The 17,270-nt window shown below is 36.6% G+C and carries 16 protein-coding genes; 6 read left to right on the plus strand and 10 right to left on the minus strand.

Features of this window, described 5'->3' with window-relative positions; genetic code table 11:
- Positions 1–8 precede the first annotated feature (8 nt).
- Positions 9–2,270, minus strand: a complete 2,262-nt coding sequence (gene pflB / locus SH601_RS10260; RefSeq protein ID WP_319958205.1) for a formate C-acetyltransferase — start codon at positions 2,268–2,270, stop codon at positions 9–11.
- A 223-nt stretch (positions 2,271–2,493) separates the two neighbouring features.
- Between pflB and SH601_RS10265 the strand changes: the two genes are divergently transcribed.
- Complete coding sequence (locus tag SH601_RS10265) at positions 2,494–3,660, plus strand: iron-containing alcohol dehydrogenase (protein WP_319958206.1); 1,167 nt, start codon at positions 2,494–2,496, stop codon at positions 3,658–3,660.
- Between the two features lie 86 nt (positions 3,661–3,746).
- Here SH601_RS10265 and SH601_RS10270 read toward each other — a convergent pair whose 3' ends face one another.
- From SH601_RS10270 to SH601_RS10290, 5 genes are all read right to left on the minus strand, one after another.
- On the minus strand, positions 3,747–4,505 hold the full coding sequence (locus SH601_RS10270) for a PAS domain-containing protein (protein WP_319958207.1): 759 nt from the start codon (positions 4,503–4,505) through the stop codon (positions 3,747–3,749).
- Positions 4,506–4,666: 161 nt separating this feature from the next.
- Complete coding sequence (gene ytzI, locus SH601_RS10275) at positions 4,667–4,828, minus strand: YtzI protein (protein WP_319958208.1); 162 nt, start codon at positions 4,826–4,828, stop codon at positions 4,667–4,669.
- Between the two features lie 458 nt (positions 4,829–5,286).
- A complete protein-coding gene (locus SH601_RS10280) occupies positions 5,287–5,634 on the minus strand; it encodes a DUF1360 domain-containing protein (protein WP_319958209.1) in 348 nt (115 codons plus the stop codon).
- Between the two features lie 71 nt (positions 5,635–5,705).
- Positions 5,706–6,641: a bile acid:sodium symporter family protein gene (locus SH601_RS10285; RefSeq protein ID WP_319958210.1), complete on the minus strand. Its 936-nt coding sequence runs from the start codon at positions 6,639–6,641 to the stop codon at positions 5,706–5,708.
- 19 nt (positions 6,642–6,660) lie between these two features.
- On the minus strand, positions 6,661–7,437 hold the full coding sequence (locus tag SH601_RS10290; RefSeq protein ID WP_319958373.1) for an ABC transporter ATP-binding protein: 777 nt from the start codon (positions 7,435–7,437) through the stop codon (positions 6,661–6,663).
- 612 nt (positions 7,438–8,049) lie between these two features.
- On the opposite strand from SH601_RS10290, the gene SH601_RS10295 reads away from it, so the two are divergent.
- The 5 genes from SH601_RS10295 to SH601_RS10315 all read left to right on the plus strand — a co-directional run bounded on the left by SH601_RS10295 (position 8,050) and on the right by SH601_RS10315 (position 12,692).
- Positions 8,050–9,519, plus strand: coding sequence for a catalase (locus SH601_RS10295; RefSeq protein WP_319958211.1), 1,470 nt, complete (start codon positions 8,050–8,052; stop codon positions 9,517–9,519).
- 285 nt (positions 9,520–9,804) lie between these two features.
- Entirely contained in the window at positions 9,805–10,317 is a 513-nt protein-coding gene (gene ectA, locus SH601_RS10300) for a diaminobutyrate acetyltransferase (RefSeq protein ID WP_413775114.1), read from the plus strand.
- A gap of 61 nt (positions 10,318–10,378) precedes the next feature.
- Positions 10,379–11,647 (plus strand): diaminobutyrate--2-oxoglutarate transaminase, encoded by a 1,269-nt coding sequence (ectB, locus tag SH601_RS10305; RefSeq protein WP_319958214.1) that lies wholly within the window; start codon positions 10,379–10,381, stop codon positions 11,645–11,647.
- Between the two features lie 112 nt (positions 11,648–11,759).
- Positions 11,760–12,146, plus strand: coding sequence for an ectoine synthase (locus SH601_RS10310; protein WP_319958215.1), 387 nt, complete (start codon positions 11,760–11,762; stop codon positions 12,144–12,146).
- 117 nt (positions 12,147–12,263) lie between these two features.
- Positions 12,264–12,692: a YueI family protein gene (locus SH601_RS10315; protein WP_319958216.1), complete on the plus strand. Its 429-nt coding sequence runs from the start codon at positions 12,264–12,266 to the stop codon at positions 12,690–12,692.
- Between the two features lie 289 nt (positions 12,693–12,981).
- On the opposite strand, the gene SH601_RS10320 is transcribed toward SH601_RS10315, so the two are convergent.
- The 4 genes from SH601_RS10320 to SH601_RS10335 form a co-directional block, all read right to left on the minus strand.
- Positions 12,982–14,169: an aminotransferase-like domain-containing protein gene (locus SH601_RS10320; protein WP_319958217.1), complete on the minus strand. Its 1,188-nt coding sequence runs from the start codon at positions 14,167–14,169 to the stop codon at positions 12,982–12,984.
- A 51-nt stretch (positions 14,170–14,220) separates the two neighbouring features.
- Positions 14,221–15,015 (minus strand): ABC transporter ATP-binding protein, encoded by a 795-nt coding sequence (locus SH601_RS10325; protein ID WP_319958218.1) that lies wholly within the window; start codon positions 15,013–15,015, stop codon positions 14,221–14,223.
- Positions 15,008–15,997 (minus strand): ABC transporter permease, encoded by a 990-nt coding sequence (locus tag SH601_RS10330; RefSeq protein WP_319958219.1) that lies wholly within the window; start codon positions 15,995–15,997, stop codon positions 15,008–15,010. Before SH601_RS10330 ends, SH601_RS10325 begins: the two co-directional genes overlap by 8 nt.
- A gap of 84 nt (positions 15,998–16,081) precedes the next feature.
- The gene (locus SH601_RS10335) at positions 16,082–17,137 is read right to left on the minus strand and encodes an ABC transporter substrate-binding protein (protein WP_319958220.1); all 1,056 of its coding nucleotides are present in this window, start codon (positions 17,135–17,137) and stop codon (positions 16,082–16,084) included.
- Between the last annotated feature and the right edge of the window lie 133 nt (positions 17,138–17,270).

Here is a 17,270-nt window from a genome sequence, read left to right on the forward strand (position 1 = left end):
TTATCGTTTTACATTGTTTCATGGAACGTCCGATTAATAACATCTATTTGTTGTTCACGTGTTAATTTAGTAAAGTTAACAGCATAGCCTGATACACGAATCGTTAATTGCGGATATTGCTCTGGATGCTCCATTGCATCCATTAATGTTTCTCTTTCAAATACGTTCACATTTAAATGATGACCACGTTTTAAAACATAACCATCAAGCATACCCGCTAAATTATTTACCCGGACATCCTCTTCTTTACCTAATGCTCTCGGCACAATCGAGAATGTGTTAGATATACCATCTAAGGAAAATTCATATGGCAATTTCGCTACAGAACTAAGTGACGCAAGTGATCCTCTCGTATCTCGCCCATGCAATGGATTCGCTCCAGGCGCAAAAGGCTCCCCTGCTTTACGCCCGTCTGGTGTATTACCTGTCTTTTTACCGTAAACAACATTAGAAGTAATCGTCAAAACAGATTGTGTTGGTGTAGCGTTTCGATATGTTTGGTGTTTTTCTATCTTCTTCATAAATCCCTTCACTAGACCTGCTGCTATTTGGTCTACACGATCATCGTTATTTCCGTATTTCGGAAAATCGCCCTCTATTTCATAATCAACAACTAAACCTTTTTTATCTCGAATCGTTCTGACCTTTGCATACTTAATCGCACTCAATGAATCTGCTACAACAGACAAACCTGCGATACCACATGCCATCGTTCGAAACACATCTTTATCATGAAGTGCCATTTCCAACCGCTCATAGCTATACTTATCATGCATGTAATGAATAACATTCAACGCATTAACATACAGACCTGCTAGCCACTCTAACATATCATCATATTTCTCCACCACTTCATCATATGCCAAATACTCAGAAGCAATCGGAGCATATCCTGGGCCTACTTGTTTTTTCAATTTTTCATCTACCCCACCATTTATCGCATAAAGTAATGCTTTAGCTAAATTCGCGCGTGCACCGAAAAATTGCATTTGCTTACCGATACGCATCGCTGACACACAACAAGCAATACCATAATCATCGCCATATTCTTCCCGCATTAGATCATCATTCTCATATTGAATCGAGCTTGTAGCAATCGACATCTTAGCACAATATTTCTTGAATGCTTCTGGTAATCTTGTTGACCATAGCACCGTTAAGTTTGGCTCTGGTGCAGGGCCTAAATTCGTTAACGTGTGTAAAAAGCGGAACGAATTTTTACTTACAAGTGGTCTACCATCTAATGAGATACCACCAATTGATTCTGTTACCCATGTCGGATCGCCACTAAATAATTCATTATACTCAGGCGTCCTAGCGAATTTCACAAGGCGGAGTTTCATCACAAAGTGGTCGACCAATTCCTGTGCTTCTTTCTCTGTTAAATCACCTTTTGCTAAGTCTCTTTCGATATAAATATCTAAAAAAGTAGACACCCTACCAAGACTCATCGCTGCACCATTTTGCTCTTTGATTGCAGCTAAGTAAGCTAGATACAACCATTGCACCGCTTCTTTTGCATTTTTTGCAGGTCTTGATAGATCAAAATCGTAAATCTCCCCTAATTGTTTTAATTCTTGTAAGGACCTAATTTGTTCCGTTATTTCCTCGCGTTCTCTAATGACCTCCTCTGCCATTTGTCCGTTCCCACCAACAATTTTTAGCTGATCCTGCTTATCAGTAACCAATCTATCTACACCATATAACGCTACTCGACGATAATCTCCAATAATTCGCCCTCGACCATATGCATCAGGAAGACCAGTTACAATTCCTGCTTTTCTAGCTAATAACATTTCCTTCGTATACGCATCAAATACACCTTGATTATGTGTTTTACGATAATCTGTGAAATTCTTCACAACATTTTCATCAACTTGATAACCATATGCATCTGCAGCAGCTACCGCCATACGAATACCACCGAACGGCTGCAATGAGCGTTTAAAAGGTTGATCTGTTTGTACTCCGACAATTTGTTCCTTTGACTTATCTAAATATCCTGCCTCATGTGAAGTAATCGTAGACACAATTTCTGTATCTAAATCATATACCCCACCATTATCTTGCTCTTGCCTCGTTAATTCCATCACTTTTTCCCATAACGCTAATGTATTCTCTGTTGCTTCTGATAAAAATACTTCATCACCATCATACAAGGTAAAGTTCTTCAAAATGAAATCTCGCACATCAATCTCTTGCTGCCAGCGCCCTGGCCTGAAATCTTGCCATGCTACGTTTTGTTTATCCAATTCCTCTACTGTTTTCATTTCACTTTCCTCCCTTATACTTTGTTCAGTATTGAGCATAATTTCTATGTTTTTAGTATATACTTCCTTTTTTGTTTTGTCATGTGAATCGTTGAACATTTTCACCTACTTTTATTAATATTCAGAATTTGTTCACAATTACGGATGAAGCAGAATTCTTTACATATACTGATTTTATTGCCATATTAAAAAGGAATGTTGATTATATGAGGAGGTAACAGCTATGCAAAATTTTATTTTTCAAAACCCAACTAGATTGTACTTTGGTCAAGGACAATTGGAAAACCTAAAAACAGAATTACAACAATACGGTGATAATATTCTGCTTGTATACGGAGGCGGAAGCATTAAGCGTAACGGCTTGTATGACCAGGTAATCGACATATTAAAAGCTGAAAACAAAAACATTTTTGAAGTAAGTGGTGTCGAGCCAAATCCTCGTGTAACAACAGCACGAAAAGGTATTGAAATTTGTAAAACAGAAAATATTGACTTTATTCTTGCAGTAGGTGGCGGTAGTACAATTGACTGTACAAAAGCAATTGCAGCAGGTGCTAAATCAGATGATGATATTTGGGATATTGTCACGAAAAAAGCAACAGCTACATCTGCACTTCCATTCGGTACGATCCTAACACTAGCAGCAACTGGTTCAGAAATGAACAGTGGATCTGTTATTACTAATTGGGAGACTAATGAGAAACACGGATGGGGTAGTCCATATACCTTCCCAACTTTCTCTATTTTAGATCCTGCTTTCACTAAATCAGTACCAGAAAACCAAACAATTTATGGTATGGTAGATATCATGTCTCACGCCTTAGAGCATTATTTCCATCACGAAGAAAATACTTTACTACAAGATCGCATGGTAGAAGGGATTCTACAAACAATGGTCGAAACAGCACCTAAAATGGTAGCAGACTTAGAAAACGAAGAACTTCGTGCAACAGTTTTGTATAACGGAACAATGGCGTTAAATGGAATGGTTAATATGGGATATCAAGGTGACTGGGCAACACACAATCTTGAGCATGCTGTATCTGCTGTCCACGATATTCCACACGGTGGCGGACTTGCTATTCTTTTCCCGAACTGGATGGAATATGTAATTGATGAAAATGTAGATCGCTTCAAACAATTCGCTGTCCGCGTCTTTGACGTTGATCCAAATGGTAAATCAGATAAAGAAGTTGGACTTGAAGGTATTAAAAAACTTCGTGAATTTTGGAATAGCATTGGGGCACCATCTCGCTTGTCTGATTACGATATTACTGAAGATAGCATTGAAGAAATGGCGGACAAAACAGTTATCGCAAGACCTGAATTTGGTAACTTCAAAAAATTAAATCGCGACGATTCTATTGCCATTTACAAAGCTTCATTATAAGACTTCAATCAGTAATAGGATTATGAACTAACATCAAAACGAAAGCTAGTCATAAATAACTAGCTTTCGTTTTTTATACATACGTATTACTGTGAAATAATATGTTTAATCGCTACTTTGGTCGTTGCAAATTTAGGAACATTAAGCACTCCATTATTTGCTGCTAGACACTGAGCAAGATCTGGTTTAACTCCAGCAAACAAACACTCTACTCCCATAACAGATAAGCAAGTAATCATCTCACTAATTTTCTTAGGTAAACCATTATCCCATTGCTTCATACCACTAAAGTCAATAATGACATATTCTGTATCCTCTTTTTCACATTGTTTTAAGAGCTTTGCCAAAATAATATTAAATAGCTTTGAATCTAAATAGCCGATGATCGGAACAGCAAGTGTATTATCCCATATATGTAATGCTGGCGCTGACAATTCCTGAATCATTTGCTCTTTTCTTTCCTCTTCTTCTACTACTGTGGTAACATCCATTAACATAATTACATATCCAACGATAGTGCCTTCATCACGAACTGGATTAATAATAATATCCGCTATATACTTATCCTTAATATTGATCCTTGTTGAATGAGTATCTGTTAACTTGTTCATTATCCTTCTCGATCGATCTGCCTTTTCTTGGTGAAAAAAGTTCATGTTTTTACCAATCATTTCTTCCACATTATTCACATAAAAGTAGGAAGTAACAGTAGATAATAGTTTCGCTGCCTTTGGATTCATCCAAATAAGGTTATAATTAGCATCTGCAACTAGTATATTCTCCCCAATTGCTTCTAAAATATTGCTTGCATTCTTGATAGAGGATAGGCTTCCTACTGATGTCATCTTCATATTTCCCCCTTAACATTCTTCATTTCATTATACTTATTGATTATATTTATGCATTTATCATACGCTCATCTTACCATAAATTATCTCACTATTCTGTCTTTAATAACTATTAATTTAGTGACATGTTACATTTTTTGAGCAAGGGGGGCATTCTATTATTCTTCCTTTTTTTCTGATTGTTGTTCATTTGACTGATTTATGTCATCTGGTAGAGGATCAACTGTATGCTTATACCCATAGCCCTTATTCAAAGTCATGATTGATAACGCTAACACAGAAATCACCGCAATAATACAAACAATAATAACAATCCACATGAAAAACCGTTCCCTTCTCTCTATAAAGTGAGACTTCAATCAGTGGAAGTTTTTGACTCCCTCTGATTGTTAGCGAAACTTATCAGGGCGTTAGAGTCCGATTATCTCCCATCTTCGCTTCTTTGTTTTCACTCGAATCTTGAAATGGGGGTATTACGGACTCATGCACCATGATAAAAAATGATACAGTCATTATAACACACGCCAAAACAAACTTGCTCCAAACCATTTTTGTTGGTTTGGAGCATCGATAATGGACAGCATTACCTTTTTTACCTTATCTGAGAACGATTTGATAGTTAACACATAAAATATAAATAGAAAGAGATTTTAATCTTGTACAATGAAGGAGATTTGATTATGTCAAATATTACTCAAAAGTCGATCAGCAAGCGTAAAAAAGGCAAAAAAAGAAAATCATGCAATTGTAGTGGAAACAAGAGAAAGGGCACGAATAATTAAATAAAATAAGATATCACTACTTCTATAATCGATGCGACCGCTGCTACAGCCAGAACAATAATAATAGGGATAAATACAATAGAATAATAATGGAATCCAATAAATAAAATAATCGATGACCAAATACCTGTACACCAATGACAACGTAATAATTCACCTATCCACCTTTTCCATCCATGTCCCTTAAATGTAACTGTCTCTTCTACCGTACCATCAGTCAGCCATTTCTCTTCCACCTCAAAAAAGGGTGCTCGAATAAAACCTGTAATCTTATCATAAACAATTAACCTTGTTAAACGAAAAGTTGCTAATGACAATAAAACAAAAGACAACCATGTAATCAAAAAGGGCACCTTCTCTCTTTTCTTCTATACTCTCATATTATTAAGAAGGTGCTTAATTAATGAAGAAAAAATCATTCTTTCCTTCGATTTAAAAACTTACTATATAATGATGCCAACACTTGCTGAAACAGCATCCCAATTACAACTGGCACAGCTACTGGCGATGGAAAATATTGAACCGCAATAACTGCTCCTGCACTAATATTTCTCATTCCACTACTAAAGGTTAAGGAGATAATATCTTGTGTATCTCTTTTTAACCATGTGGACAATAGCCATGCAATAAAATATCCACTTGCAGCTACCAAGAACATCGTAATCGCAACCTTCACTAGGTGCCAATCAACATGAATGAAATAATCCGCTACCTCTGAACTATTAATCATAATGACCAGTGCTAAAGCAATTTTGGAAAAAGGAGCTAATCGCGGACTCCATTCTTCATGTACTTTACCATGTGTGGCTTCATGCAAGATCATTCCAATAATCGACGGGATCACAATCATGATGAACAATCCCTTCACCATCGACCATACTTCTAAGTCGACAGAAGTGCCGACAAATAGAGATAAGGATAACGGCACAATAAATGGCGAAAGAATTGTATCAATTAAAATGAGTGATAAGGTTAATGCAACATTCCCATTGTTTATGGAAACCCAGATAAAACTGGTTATGCCTGTTGGAATAATCATCGCCAATACTAATCCTGTAATCGTAAAATGATCTCCACTAAATGTAACCGAACCAATTAAAAACGCCCATAACGGCATAATAATATGTAGAGTTAAAAGCGCAATAATAATGGATAAAGGGTGACTAATCACGCGATATAGCGCAACGAAGTTCAAACTCAAACTTCCAGCAAAAGTCATAAACGCAAAGATCCAGATTACCCAATTTTCAAATTGAATAAAAAAGTTAGCAAACAATACACCAATCACTACACTTGATGGTGCAATTAATGGCATGATTCGTTGTAATAGTTGATTTAAACGCTGAAGCATATGATGTACCCCTATGATGTTATTTCTTCTTCAATCTTGGTCTCCTTTCAGACCAATCTACCTCGACAGGCATATCAAAAAAGTTAGTTAAATTATCTGAGTTAATCATATCTTTTGTCAAACCTTGATTAAATACTCGTCCATCGCGTAATAAAAGTGCATGAGAAAAAGTTGGTAATATTTCATCCACATGATGTGTTACATAAATAATCGATGGTGCTTTATCTCCCTTACTAATATGTTCAATGGATACTAATAACTTCTCTCTTGCGATAAAATCTAAGCCATTGGTTGGTTCATCCAAAATGAGCAACTTCGGATCATTCATCAGTGCTCGTCCAACTAACACACGTTGTTGCTCCCCTTGCGAAAGCGTTCGATAAGCCCGGTTCGCATAAGAGAAGCAATCTAAATCCTTTAATAATTGTTGTGCTTTCGCACGCATTGCATCTGTTGGTTCCTCATATAAGCCGATTGATGCAAATGCACCACTTAATACAACTTGGTAAGCTGTATCAGTACCATAGATACGTTGTTTTAATGTAGAGGAGACAATCCCAATTTGCTGTCGTAAGTTCTCACCAAGTATATCTTTGCCAAATTGCTTACCTATCACATTAACATGACCTTCTGTTGGAAAGTAATACGCACATAACATATGTAATAATGCTGTTTTCCCTGCACCATTTAATCCTAATAACGTCCAATTCTCCCCTTTTTTAATTTTCCAATTAATTTCTTTTAATATCCAGTTTCCCTCTTTTTTAAGTCCAACCTGTTCTAATTCTAATACCATCATCTATATCACTTCCTTTACTATCAATAGTATACACCTAATTATTAGAATTTTCTTTTTATTCGCACGCAATGAATGTTAGACTTTTATTCCGAATTACTGTTATTACCAAAAATATGGATGTTCAGAAAAATTGCATAACTTATCACTTTTTAGTTGCAAATGATTATCATTATCGTTATACTGAACTTAATCACAATTAGTGATGAAACATTCCCTTTACACATACCTTTTGTTACCCCCAATCAACAAAAGTTAAGGATGTTTCCCATTCTATGATGAGTAGCTTTAAAAAGCTGCTCAATTTTTTTGTTTAAATTCGCTCCCTTCCGGGTAAAGAATTATAAAGTGAGACTTCAATCAGTGGGAATTTTTGACTCCCACTGATTGTTAGCGAAACTTATCAGGGAGTTAGCGTCCGTTTATCCCCCATCTTCGCTTCCTCGTTTTCACTCGAACCTTGAAATGGAGGTTTTACGGACTTATGCACCGTGATAAATGAAATATTCAGAAAAAGTTTATTTAAAATTATTATAAATAAATATTGATTTTTATAAGAATTCTATTATAATAAAACATGTAATATAGATTAAAGGAGAGGTGTTATTTTATATGAGCCAAGAAAAAAATTACTTAACTACTGCCTCTGGTGCTCCAGTTGGGGATAATCAAAACTCCATTACTGCAGGCCATAGAGGACCAACATTAATCCAAGACGTTCATTTATTAGAAAAATTAGCTCACTTTAACCGTGAAAGAGTTCCAGAACGAGTTGTACACGCAAAAGGTGCCGGTGCTCATGGGTATTTCGAAGTAACAAATGACGTTTCTAAATATACAAAAGCAGACTTTTTATCAGAAGTTGGTAAGAAAACGCCTATGTTCATCCGTTTCTCTACAGTTGCTGGTGAATTAGGATCTGCTGACACTGTACGTGACCCTCGTGGTTTTGCAGTTAAATTCTACACAAATGAAGGTAACTATGATTTAGTTGGGAACAATACACCTATATTCTTTATTCGTGATGCGATTAAATTCCCAGACTTTATCCATACTCAAAAACGTAATCCACAAACTAACTTAAAAGATCCGAATGCTGTTTGGGATTTCTGGTCATTATCACCTGAATCTCTACACCAAATTACGTACCTACATTCTAGCCGTGGTATTCCAGCAACTCTTCGTCACCAAAATGGGTATGGAAGCCACACATTCAAATGGGTAAATAAAGATGGAGAAGCTTTCTTTGTTAAATATCACTTTATTAGTGAGCAAGGTGTGAAAGGACTAGACCCTAAAGTAGCAGATGAAATAGCAGGAACTAATCCAGATTATCATACAGAAGACTTATTTAATGCGATCGAAGAAGGCGACTATCCTGCTTGGACGCTAAAAGTACAAATTATGCCTGCTGCTGAAGCAAAAGATTATCGTTATGATCCATTCGATGTAACAAAAGTATGGCCACACGCTGATTATCCATTAGTGGAAGTTGGTAAAATGGTATTAGACCGTAATCCTGAGAACTATTTTGCTGAAGTAGAACAAGCTGCATTCTCACCTGGTCACTTTGTACCTGGTATCGAAGCATCTCCTGATAAAATGCTTCAAGGTCGTTTATTTGCCTATTCTGATGCTCATCGCTACCGTATTGGGGCAAATCATGAAGCATTACCAATTAACCGTTCAAAAGCACCGGTTAATAACTATCAACGCGATGGACAAATGCGCTTCGATGGAAATGGTGGAAGTGCTCCAAATTATGAACCAAATAGTTTTGATGAAACACCTAAAGAAACACCAGAAAACAAAATTAACCCATTCGAAGTAAATGGTTTCGCTGATAGTGTTGCTTACGATAGTGATGATCACTATTCTCAACCACGTGCCTTATTCCGTGATGTAATGGATGATGCAGAACGCGATCATTTAATGCAAAACTTCGCTGATCATTTAAGTGGCGTAACTCGTGAAGGTATTGTTGAACGTCAATTAGGACTATTCTATAAAGTAGATCCTGCATTAGCAGAAGGTGTTGCTGCTAAATTAGGCGTAGAAGTACCAGCAAGCGTAAAAGAATAATCAATAATAACTACTAAAAAAGAGGCTTAAGGCCTCTTTTTTAGTAGTTTTATATTTTAAAATTACTTTTTGATTAATTGGCAAATCTTGCTCATTTGTAAGAATACATGACAATATCAAAGGATTTATAAAGCTACTGTAATTGAGTAACACTCATCATAAGAGATTAAGATTAATACAGTTTAATCACGTTATAAGCAATTTGCGAATAGATAACGTTTTCTTTAAGATAAATTATGTACTACTTGAACAAGTATTTTGTTACAAAGAAAGGAGCAAACCGTGATTTTAAACGAAAGCAAAGTAGCTGCGTCAGATCAGGTCATCTTTTCTAAACCGTCTAAAGAAGACGGAGCAGCCATGTGGGAATTAGTTACCAAGTCAACATTAGACACCAATTCTCCTTATAAATACCTCTTAATGAGTGAGTATTTTAGTGAGACTTGTGTCGTTGCAAAACAACATAACCAAGTGGTTGGTTTTATTACCGCATTTATCCCCCCAAAAAGACCAGATGCTGTATTTGTTTGGCAAATTGGTGTGGATGCATCCCAAAGAGGAAAAGGCATAGCATCGAAAATGCTACATTCCCTATTAGCGAGTGATGCATGTAAAGCTGTCCGATTTGTCGAAGCAACGATTACACCTGATAACAAAGCATCACAATCGTTATTCCAAAAAATAGCTCGTGACTTTCATACTGATATTCATTCTAGCGAGTTTTTTACCAAGGACATTTTTCCAGGTGATGAACATGAAGAAGAATTTAAGTTTGTCATAGGTCCAATTAATAAGTAAAAATAAAAATATTTCGTATTTTCTGAATTAACTAAATACGATCTTAGGAGGAACCTAAAACATGAGTAAAAATCTTGATATTATTAACCAACACGAATCTGCTGTACGTAGTTATGTTCGTAGCTTTCCAAAAGTATTCACAAAAGCGAAGAAACATAAAATGTGGGACGAAAATGGAAAAGAATATATTGATTTCTTTTCTGGTGCAGGTGCACTCAACTATGGCCACAATGATGATCATATGCAAGAAAAACTAGTAGAGTATGTCACAAGTGATGGTATTACCCACTCTTTAGATATGGCTTCCACAGCAAAAGCTACATTTCTAGAAAAATTTCAAGATATCATTTTAAAACCTCGTGATCTTGATTATAAAGTTATGTTCCCTGGACCAACTGGAACAAATACAGTTGAAAGCGCACTGAAACTAGCTCGTAAAGTAACAGGCCGTACAGATATTATTAGTTTTACAGGTGGTTTCCACGGAATGACTATCGGTTCCCTATCCGTCACTGGTAACTCGATGAAACGTAAAGGTGCCGGTATTCCATTACAAAACACTGTTACGATGGCATATGACAACTATGTAGATCACGATACACTTGTTTATCTTGAGCGATTCCTTGAAGACAATGGTAGTGGTGTAGCAATCCCAGCAGCCATGATTGTTGAAACGGTACAAGGTGAAGGAGGAATTAATGCTGCCCGCTTTGAATGGTTGAAAAAAGTCGAAGAGCTTTGTCGTCGTTGGGGTATCTTACTTATTATCGATGATGTGCAAGCAGGGATTGGGCGTACTGGAACATTCTTCAGCTTTGAAGCTGCTGGTATCAAACCAGACATCGTATGTTTATCTAAATCATTAAGTGGCTACGGATTACCACTTGCCGTGACATTGATTAAACCAGAACTAGATATCTGGAAACCTGGTGAGCATAATGGTACGTTCCGTGGTAATAATCATGCTTTTGTTACAGCAACGGCAGCACTTGATTATTGGAAAGATGGTTCATTTGAAAAAGAAATTCATAAAAAATCGCAAATCATCTATCAATTCCTTGAACAAATCGTCGCAGACTATCCAGAAATCAAAGGAGAAGTTCGTGGCCGTGGCTTTATGGTCGGAATTGCTTCAGAAGTAGAAGGATTTGCCGAAAAAGTAGCCGCTCGTTGCTTTGAATCAGGATTAATTATGGAAACAGCTGGACCAAATGATGAAGTTTTCAAGCTGTTCCCTGCATTAAACATACCTATTGAAGACTTACAAAAGGGATTAACGATTATTGAACAAAGCGTGAAGGACTTAGTGAAGGAACCTGTTACAAATTAAGAAAATGGCAGTTTCTTTATAAAGTGAGACTTTCGCTAATTATTAGCGAAACCGCTCCAAAAGTTACATGTCGGCAAAATCATCAGATAACTATACAGGAGGCAATTTATTCATGAAAGTAGTTAAACTAGAAGATGTACTAGGAACAGAATATGATGTAGATGGAGGTAACTGGGTTAGCCGTCGCTTAATTATGAAACAAGACGGCATGGGGTACTCTGTCAACGATACAATTATTAAAGCAGGTACTGAAACACATATTTGGTATCAAAATCATCTTGAATCTGTTTACTGTATTGAAGGTGAAGGTGAAGTCGTTACATTAAGTGATAATAAAGTATGGCCAATTAAGAAAGATGAATTATATGCATTAGATAAAAATGATGAACATTTACTTCGTGCGAAAACAGATATGCGTATGGTTTGTGTTTTTAATCCCCCCCTTTCTGGTAAGGAAGTACATGACGAAAATGGCGTATATCCTGTAGATGAAGACTAATATGCTTTGAAACATCTATTCTTTTTTCAACATCCCTAACCAATTCTTATCTAAAAAGCTCCCTTTTTATTGGGGAGCTTTTGCTTTTTTGTATATACTAAGGATGAGGTGTTGAACATGGTAAAAAAAGATGTAGAAGATTATTTACAAGAAGGCATTTATGGAGCAAAGGAATTAAAACCAGATGAAAAAAGAAAATATCTAGGGACTTATCGTGAGAGAGTTTTATTAGCTTTATCAAAAGCACAAGTCCGTGGTGAAAAAGGACTGACTGAACTCGAAAGTCTGATGCGTCAATATTCAGATGCTTCCCTACTAATGAATGGCAACATGAGCTTGCGCTTTTTCAAGCCATATCGAGAGATTGCTGACAAGCATCATATCACACACACATATGTATCTAATCGTGAGACAGATAGCGAATATGGTTTAATCTTCGTAGCAAAGACAGCTGTTGATAAACAAGACATTTTATTGGTGGAAGAAGAGAAAGTTGCTGAAAAGCCAGAAGCGAAATCTTGGTGGAAGAAATTGTTTGGATTGTAGATGAAATGACAAAACATGGTACTCGATTTTTCCTTAGCGAGTACCATGCTTTTATTCTCCTGTTCTCATTCAGAGATATACTCCTTATACACCAGTTTATCTACACTTTTTATCTTTTTTTCTCAGGTTTTTGTTCATATATCTGGTTATCTACACTTTCTATCCTTTCCCTCTCGTTTTTGTTCATATATCGATTTATCTACATTTTTTATCCTTTTCTCTCTCGTTTTTGTTCATATATCGGTTTATCTACATTTTCTATCCTTTTCTCTCCCGTTTTTGTTCATATCTACGCTTGAACCGTGGTTGCTTCTAGTACTTTCAAAAATCGTTTCATTCCCTCTTCAATCAAGCTCGGTTCTGCATTGGTAAAGTTTAATCTCAATGTATTTTGTTCTGGGTTAGATACGTAAAATGGCGCTCCTGGAACGAAGGCCACTCCTTCATCTACTGCTTCCTTTAATAATTCCGTTGTATTTACGTGTTCTGGTAGCTTCACCCAGAAGAACATGCCACCTTTAGGTACAATATATTCCAATCCATCAATATCTGCGCTTTCTAATAATCGCTTCATTACAAGCATTCGCTCATAATATGTGCGTCTAATCGTTTGAATGTGCCCCTCAATATCAAAATCTCTCAACAAGTGCACCAATGCATACTGTCCGATCGAATTAGTGTGCAAATCCGTTGCTTGTTTTGCTTGAGCCATAATCCGAATAATTTGGTGGGGACCGACAATCCAGCCAATTCGAACAGCTGGTACTACCGTTTTGGAAAAGGTACTCGTGTACAATACCAAACCATTCGTATCTAAAGATGCAATCGCCGGTGGTTGTTCGTTATCATCAAATTGTAATTCACCATATGGATCATCTTCAAAAATAACGACATGATATTTTTTTGCTAGCTCTAATAATCTTTTTCGTCTTTCTAAGGACCACACCTTACCAGTTGGATTAGAATAAGTTGGTACTACGTAAATGCATTTTGGTTTATATTTTTCAATTTTTGCTTCTAAGTCTGCTATTACCATACCATCTTCATCGGAATCAACTGCAATAACATTTGTTTCATATGATTCAAATACTTGTAATGCCGCTAAATAAGTAGGGTTTTCCGTTAAAATAACATCCCCCTTATTAAACATAACCCTTGAAAATAAATCGATTGCCTGCTGACTACCTGAGGTAATTAAAATATCATCTGGTGACCGATGCAAACCTTTTTGTTTCATACGCTCTGCCAGTAATTGCTTTAATTCTGGAACACCTTCTGTTTCACCATACTGTAATGCTTTCTTGTTTGTAGTAATTGCTTTATGAAATGCCTTGTCTACTGCTTCCACAGGAAATAATTTCTCTTCTGGTAGCCCGCCAGCAAAAGAAATAATATTCCCTTCATTAATTATCTTCAAAATGTCTCGCACTGCCGATGATTTTAAATATTTTACTCTTTCTGAAAAACCGTATTTCATTATTGCTCCCCCTCGCTTGTAAAAAAAGATAGCTATTCTCACACTATGTTATTATCCTAATATCGCTCGATCATTTTCCATTTGTGTACCACGAATTCGTTGGAACTCGTGTAATAACTTCTCAATTGTCAGTTTTTCTTTTTCCTCCCCAGACACTTCTAATATAATTTGCCCCTTATCCATCATAATCAGACGATTACCTAAATCTAATGCTTGTTGCATATTATGTGTAACCATTAATGTTGTTAAGCCGAACTTATCCACTACTTCACCAGTCAGGTTCGTAATCAATTCCGCTCTGGATGGGTCTAAGGCTGCAGTATGTTCATCTAACAATAAAATATTCGGTTCTGTAAAAGTTGCCATCAATAACGATAGTGCTTGCCTTTCCCCACCTGATAACAAACCAACTTTTGCATTTAAACGATGCTCCAAACCTAAATGAAGCGTGGCTAAATGTTCTTTAAATAGGTTTCTTCGTTTTTTTCCTACTCCGATTTTCAAGGTGCGTTTTTTATTTCTTGCATAAGCCATTGCTAAGTTTTCTTCAATTGTCATCGTCGGGGCTGTTCCTGCCATCGGGTCCTGAAAAACTCTTCCAATATATTGAGATCGTTTATATTCAGGTAACATAGTGACATTTTTGTCATTAATTTCTACCGTTCCAATATCAGGTTTTAATGAACCAGAAATCATATTCATCAAGGTTGATTTACCCGCACCATTACTACCAATCACTGTAACGAAATCACCTTTTTTCATTTCTAGCTGAACATTTTGTAATGCCTTCTTCTCATCTAAGGTCCCTTCATTAAAAGTTACGGATATACCTTGCATACTAAGCATTATTAGCCTCCTCTCTATTAGAGAGCATTGCTCGCTTCTTTCTTTTTCTTCGTGCTTCTTTTTGATTAGTAATGATTTTTGGTGTGACTAAAGCCAGAATGACAATGACAGCGGTAATTAGCTTCGTATCACCGGTTTCCAGAAACTTCGCCTTAAGTGCTAACGTTAAAACAATTCGATAGACAATGGCACCACCTATCACTGCTAACGTTGTACGAGCAATGGTTTTCGTACCAAATAATGCTTCACCGATAATAACGGATGCAAGTCCAATCACAATCATCCCAATTCCCATACTTACATCAGTAAAACCACCAGACTGAGCAATTAATGCACCGGATAAAGCAACTAATGCATTAGAAATACCTAAACCAACAATTGTCAAAATGTCAGTATTAGCTGAGAAACTGCGAATCATTTTTTCATTATCGCCTGTCGCTCGTAATGCTAGGCCTACTTCTGTTTTTAAGAAATAATCCATAATAAGTTTAATAATAAACGTAATAATAATCATCACAATTAAAACAGCCCAAGTACCAGGAAGTTGATTGATACCTATTTTCATCACAATACTATTTAAGAATTGATCGATACCTAGTGTGCTCCAAAATCCTTCTATCTGAGTAAACATCGTTGTTTCGTTTAATAAGGCAACATTTGGCTTGCCCATAATGCGTAGATTAATAGAATACAAGGCAATCATCATTAAAATACCGGATAATAATGGATTAATCTTTCCTTTCGTATTCAAAATTCCTGTTACAACCCCTGCGATAAACCCTGCAATTATCGCGTAAAATGTTGCTAGTACCGGAGGAACACCATTCACTATAGAAATCGCTGCTACAGCACCACCTGTGACAAAGCTTCCATCAACCGTTAAATCGGGGAAATCTAAAATACGAAATGAAAGATACACACCTAATGCCATTAGTGCATAGATCATACCAGCTTCTACTGCACTAAATATGGAGATAAACATATTACTCGCCCTTTCTTCCTATCAATCTTATGATAGAAAACCTCGACACCTATGATGCTTCCTTCATGTCGAGGTTTTCATCTATTACTCTTCGTCTTCTGCTGGTTCTAGAAATTCTGCATCATTATCCCAATCATCGTTCCATTCTACACCTTGTGCTTCTGCTGCCTCTTTATTGATAAATAACTGCATACTTGGCGGAACTTCTACAGGGATGTCTGCCGGTGTTTTTTCAGCTGTTAATATTTCCACTGCCATTTCACCTGTTCGATAACCAATTGTGTAATAGTCAATACCGAATGTCGCAAAGCCGCCTCTTTCAACTGAATCAGGCTCTCCTACAAGTAGTGGAATACCTTGCTCCTCCGCTACACTAGCTACCGCTTCTAACGCTGATACGACAGTATTGTCTGTCACAATAAAGAACACATCTGCATCTCCAACCAATGAAGTTGCCGCTTGTTGTACTTCAGAAGAATTACCAACTGTTGCCTCAGTGGTTGATAAGCTTGTTCCCTCTACCGCTTCATTGACTACTTCAATTTGTGCAACTGAATTTGCCTCTCCTGCATTATAAATCAAACCGACAGTTGCTCCTTCGAAATATTGGTCAATAAATTCTACTGTTCTCGCAATAGAATCAGGGTGCAAATCTAATACACCTGTAATATTGTCACCTGGTTCATCTAAAGCATTTACAAGCCCTGATTCCACTGCATCCGTTACAGATGTAAAAAGAATCGGAATATCGCTCGTTGCTTGCAACGCACTTTGCGCACTCGGCGTTGAATTAGCAAAAATCAAATCTACACCCTCTGCCACAAAATTATTTGCGATTGTTGCTGCATTATTTTGATCATTTTGTGCGGATTGAAAATCAAAATCTACTTTCAGGCCTGCTTCTTCTACCGCAGCTTGAAAACCATCATATGCTGCATCTAGTGAAGGATGTTCGACAATTTGGGTTGCACCGATTTGATATACAGTATCATCAGGTGCTTCTCCTTCATTAGAATCAGCAGTTTCTTCTGCATCTTCATTATCCGCCTCTCCGGCTGAATCATCACTTGTTCCACATGCCATTAATACAATAGCCATAAACATTGCAATCAAAAGAAATAAAAGCGAATGCTTTTTCATGATTCTCCCCCTTTTGTTTTCTAATTATTTTTAATTTTCTAATATTTTAAAAATAATTATAGCATAAGTCATCCTTATTCGGTATAACTTATTTTTAATTATCTTTCGTTTACATAGATTCTTATCAACAAAG

It is taken from the genome of Gracilibacillus pellucidus, assembly GCF_033949965.1.
In the GTDB taxonomy this organism is placed as follows: domain Bacteria; phylum Bacillota; class Bacilli; order Bacillales; family Amphibacillaceae; genus Gracilibacillus; species Gracilibacillus pellucidus.

What these genes read in the sequence shown, in the direction of transcription:
- SH601_RS10270 (WP_319958207.1), bottom strand. Translation starts at nt 4,505, where the DNA reads ATGACATCAGTAGGAAGCCTATCCTCTATCAAGAATGCAAGCAATATT.
- SH601_RS10295 (WP_319958211.1), top strand. Translation starts at nt 8,050, where the DNA reads ATGAGCCAAGAAAAAAATTACTTAACTACTGCCTCTGGTGCTCCAGTT.
- SH601_RS10335 (WP_319958220.1), bottom strand. Translation starts at nt 17,137, where the DNA reads ATGAAAAAGCATTCGCTTTTATTTCTTTTGATTGCAATGTTTATGGCT.
- SH601_RS10285 (WP_319958210.1), bottom strand. Translation starts at nt 6,641, where the DNA reads ATGCTTCAGCGTTTAAATCAACTATTACAACGAATCATGCCATTAATT.
- ectB (WP_319958214.1), top strand. Translation starts at nt 10,379, where the DNA reads ATGAGTAAAAATCTTGATATTATTAACCAACACGAATCTGCTGTACGT.
- SH601_RS10310 (WP_319958215.1), top strand. Translation starts at nt 11,760, where the DNA reads ATGAAAGTAGTTAAACTAGAAGATGTACTAGGAACAGAATATGATGTA.
- SH601_RS10290 (WP_319958373.1), bottom strand. Translation starts at nt 7,437, where the DNA reads ATGGTATTAGAATTAGAACAGGTTGGACTTAAAAAAGAGGGAAACTGG.
- pflB (WP_319958205.1), bottom strand. Translation starts at nt 2,270, where the DNA reads ATGAAAACAGTAGAGGAATTGGATAAACAAAACGTAGCATGGCAAGAT.
- ytzI (WP_319958208.1), bottom strand. Translation starts at nt 4,828, where the DNA reads ATGTGGATTGTTATTATTGTTTGTATTATTGCGGTGATTTCTGTGTTA.
- SH601_RS10330 (WP_319958219.1), bottom strand. Translation starts at nt 15,997, where the DNA reads ATGTTTATCTCCATATTTAGTGCAGTAGAAGCTGGTATGATCTATGCA.
- SH601_RS10315 (WP_319958216.1), top strand. Translation starts at nt 12,264, where the DNA reads ATGGTAAAAAAAGATGTAGAAGATTATTTACAAGAAGGCATTTATGGA.
- SH601_RS10325 (WP_319958218.1), bottom strand. Translation starts at nt 15,015, where the DNA reads ATGCTTAGTATGCAAGGTATATCCGTAACTTTTAATGAAGGGACCTTA.
- SH601_RS10320 (WP_319958217.1), bottom strand. Translation starts at nt 14,169, where the DNA reads ATGAAATACGGTTTTTCAGAAAGAGTAAAATATTTAAAATCATCGGCA.
- SH601_RS10265 (WP_319958206.1), top strand. Translation starts at nt 2,494, where the DNA reads ATGCAAAATTTTATTTTTCAAAACCCAACTAGATTGTACTTTGGTCAA.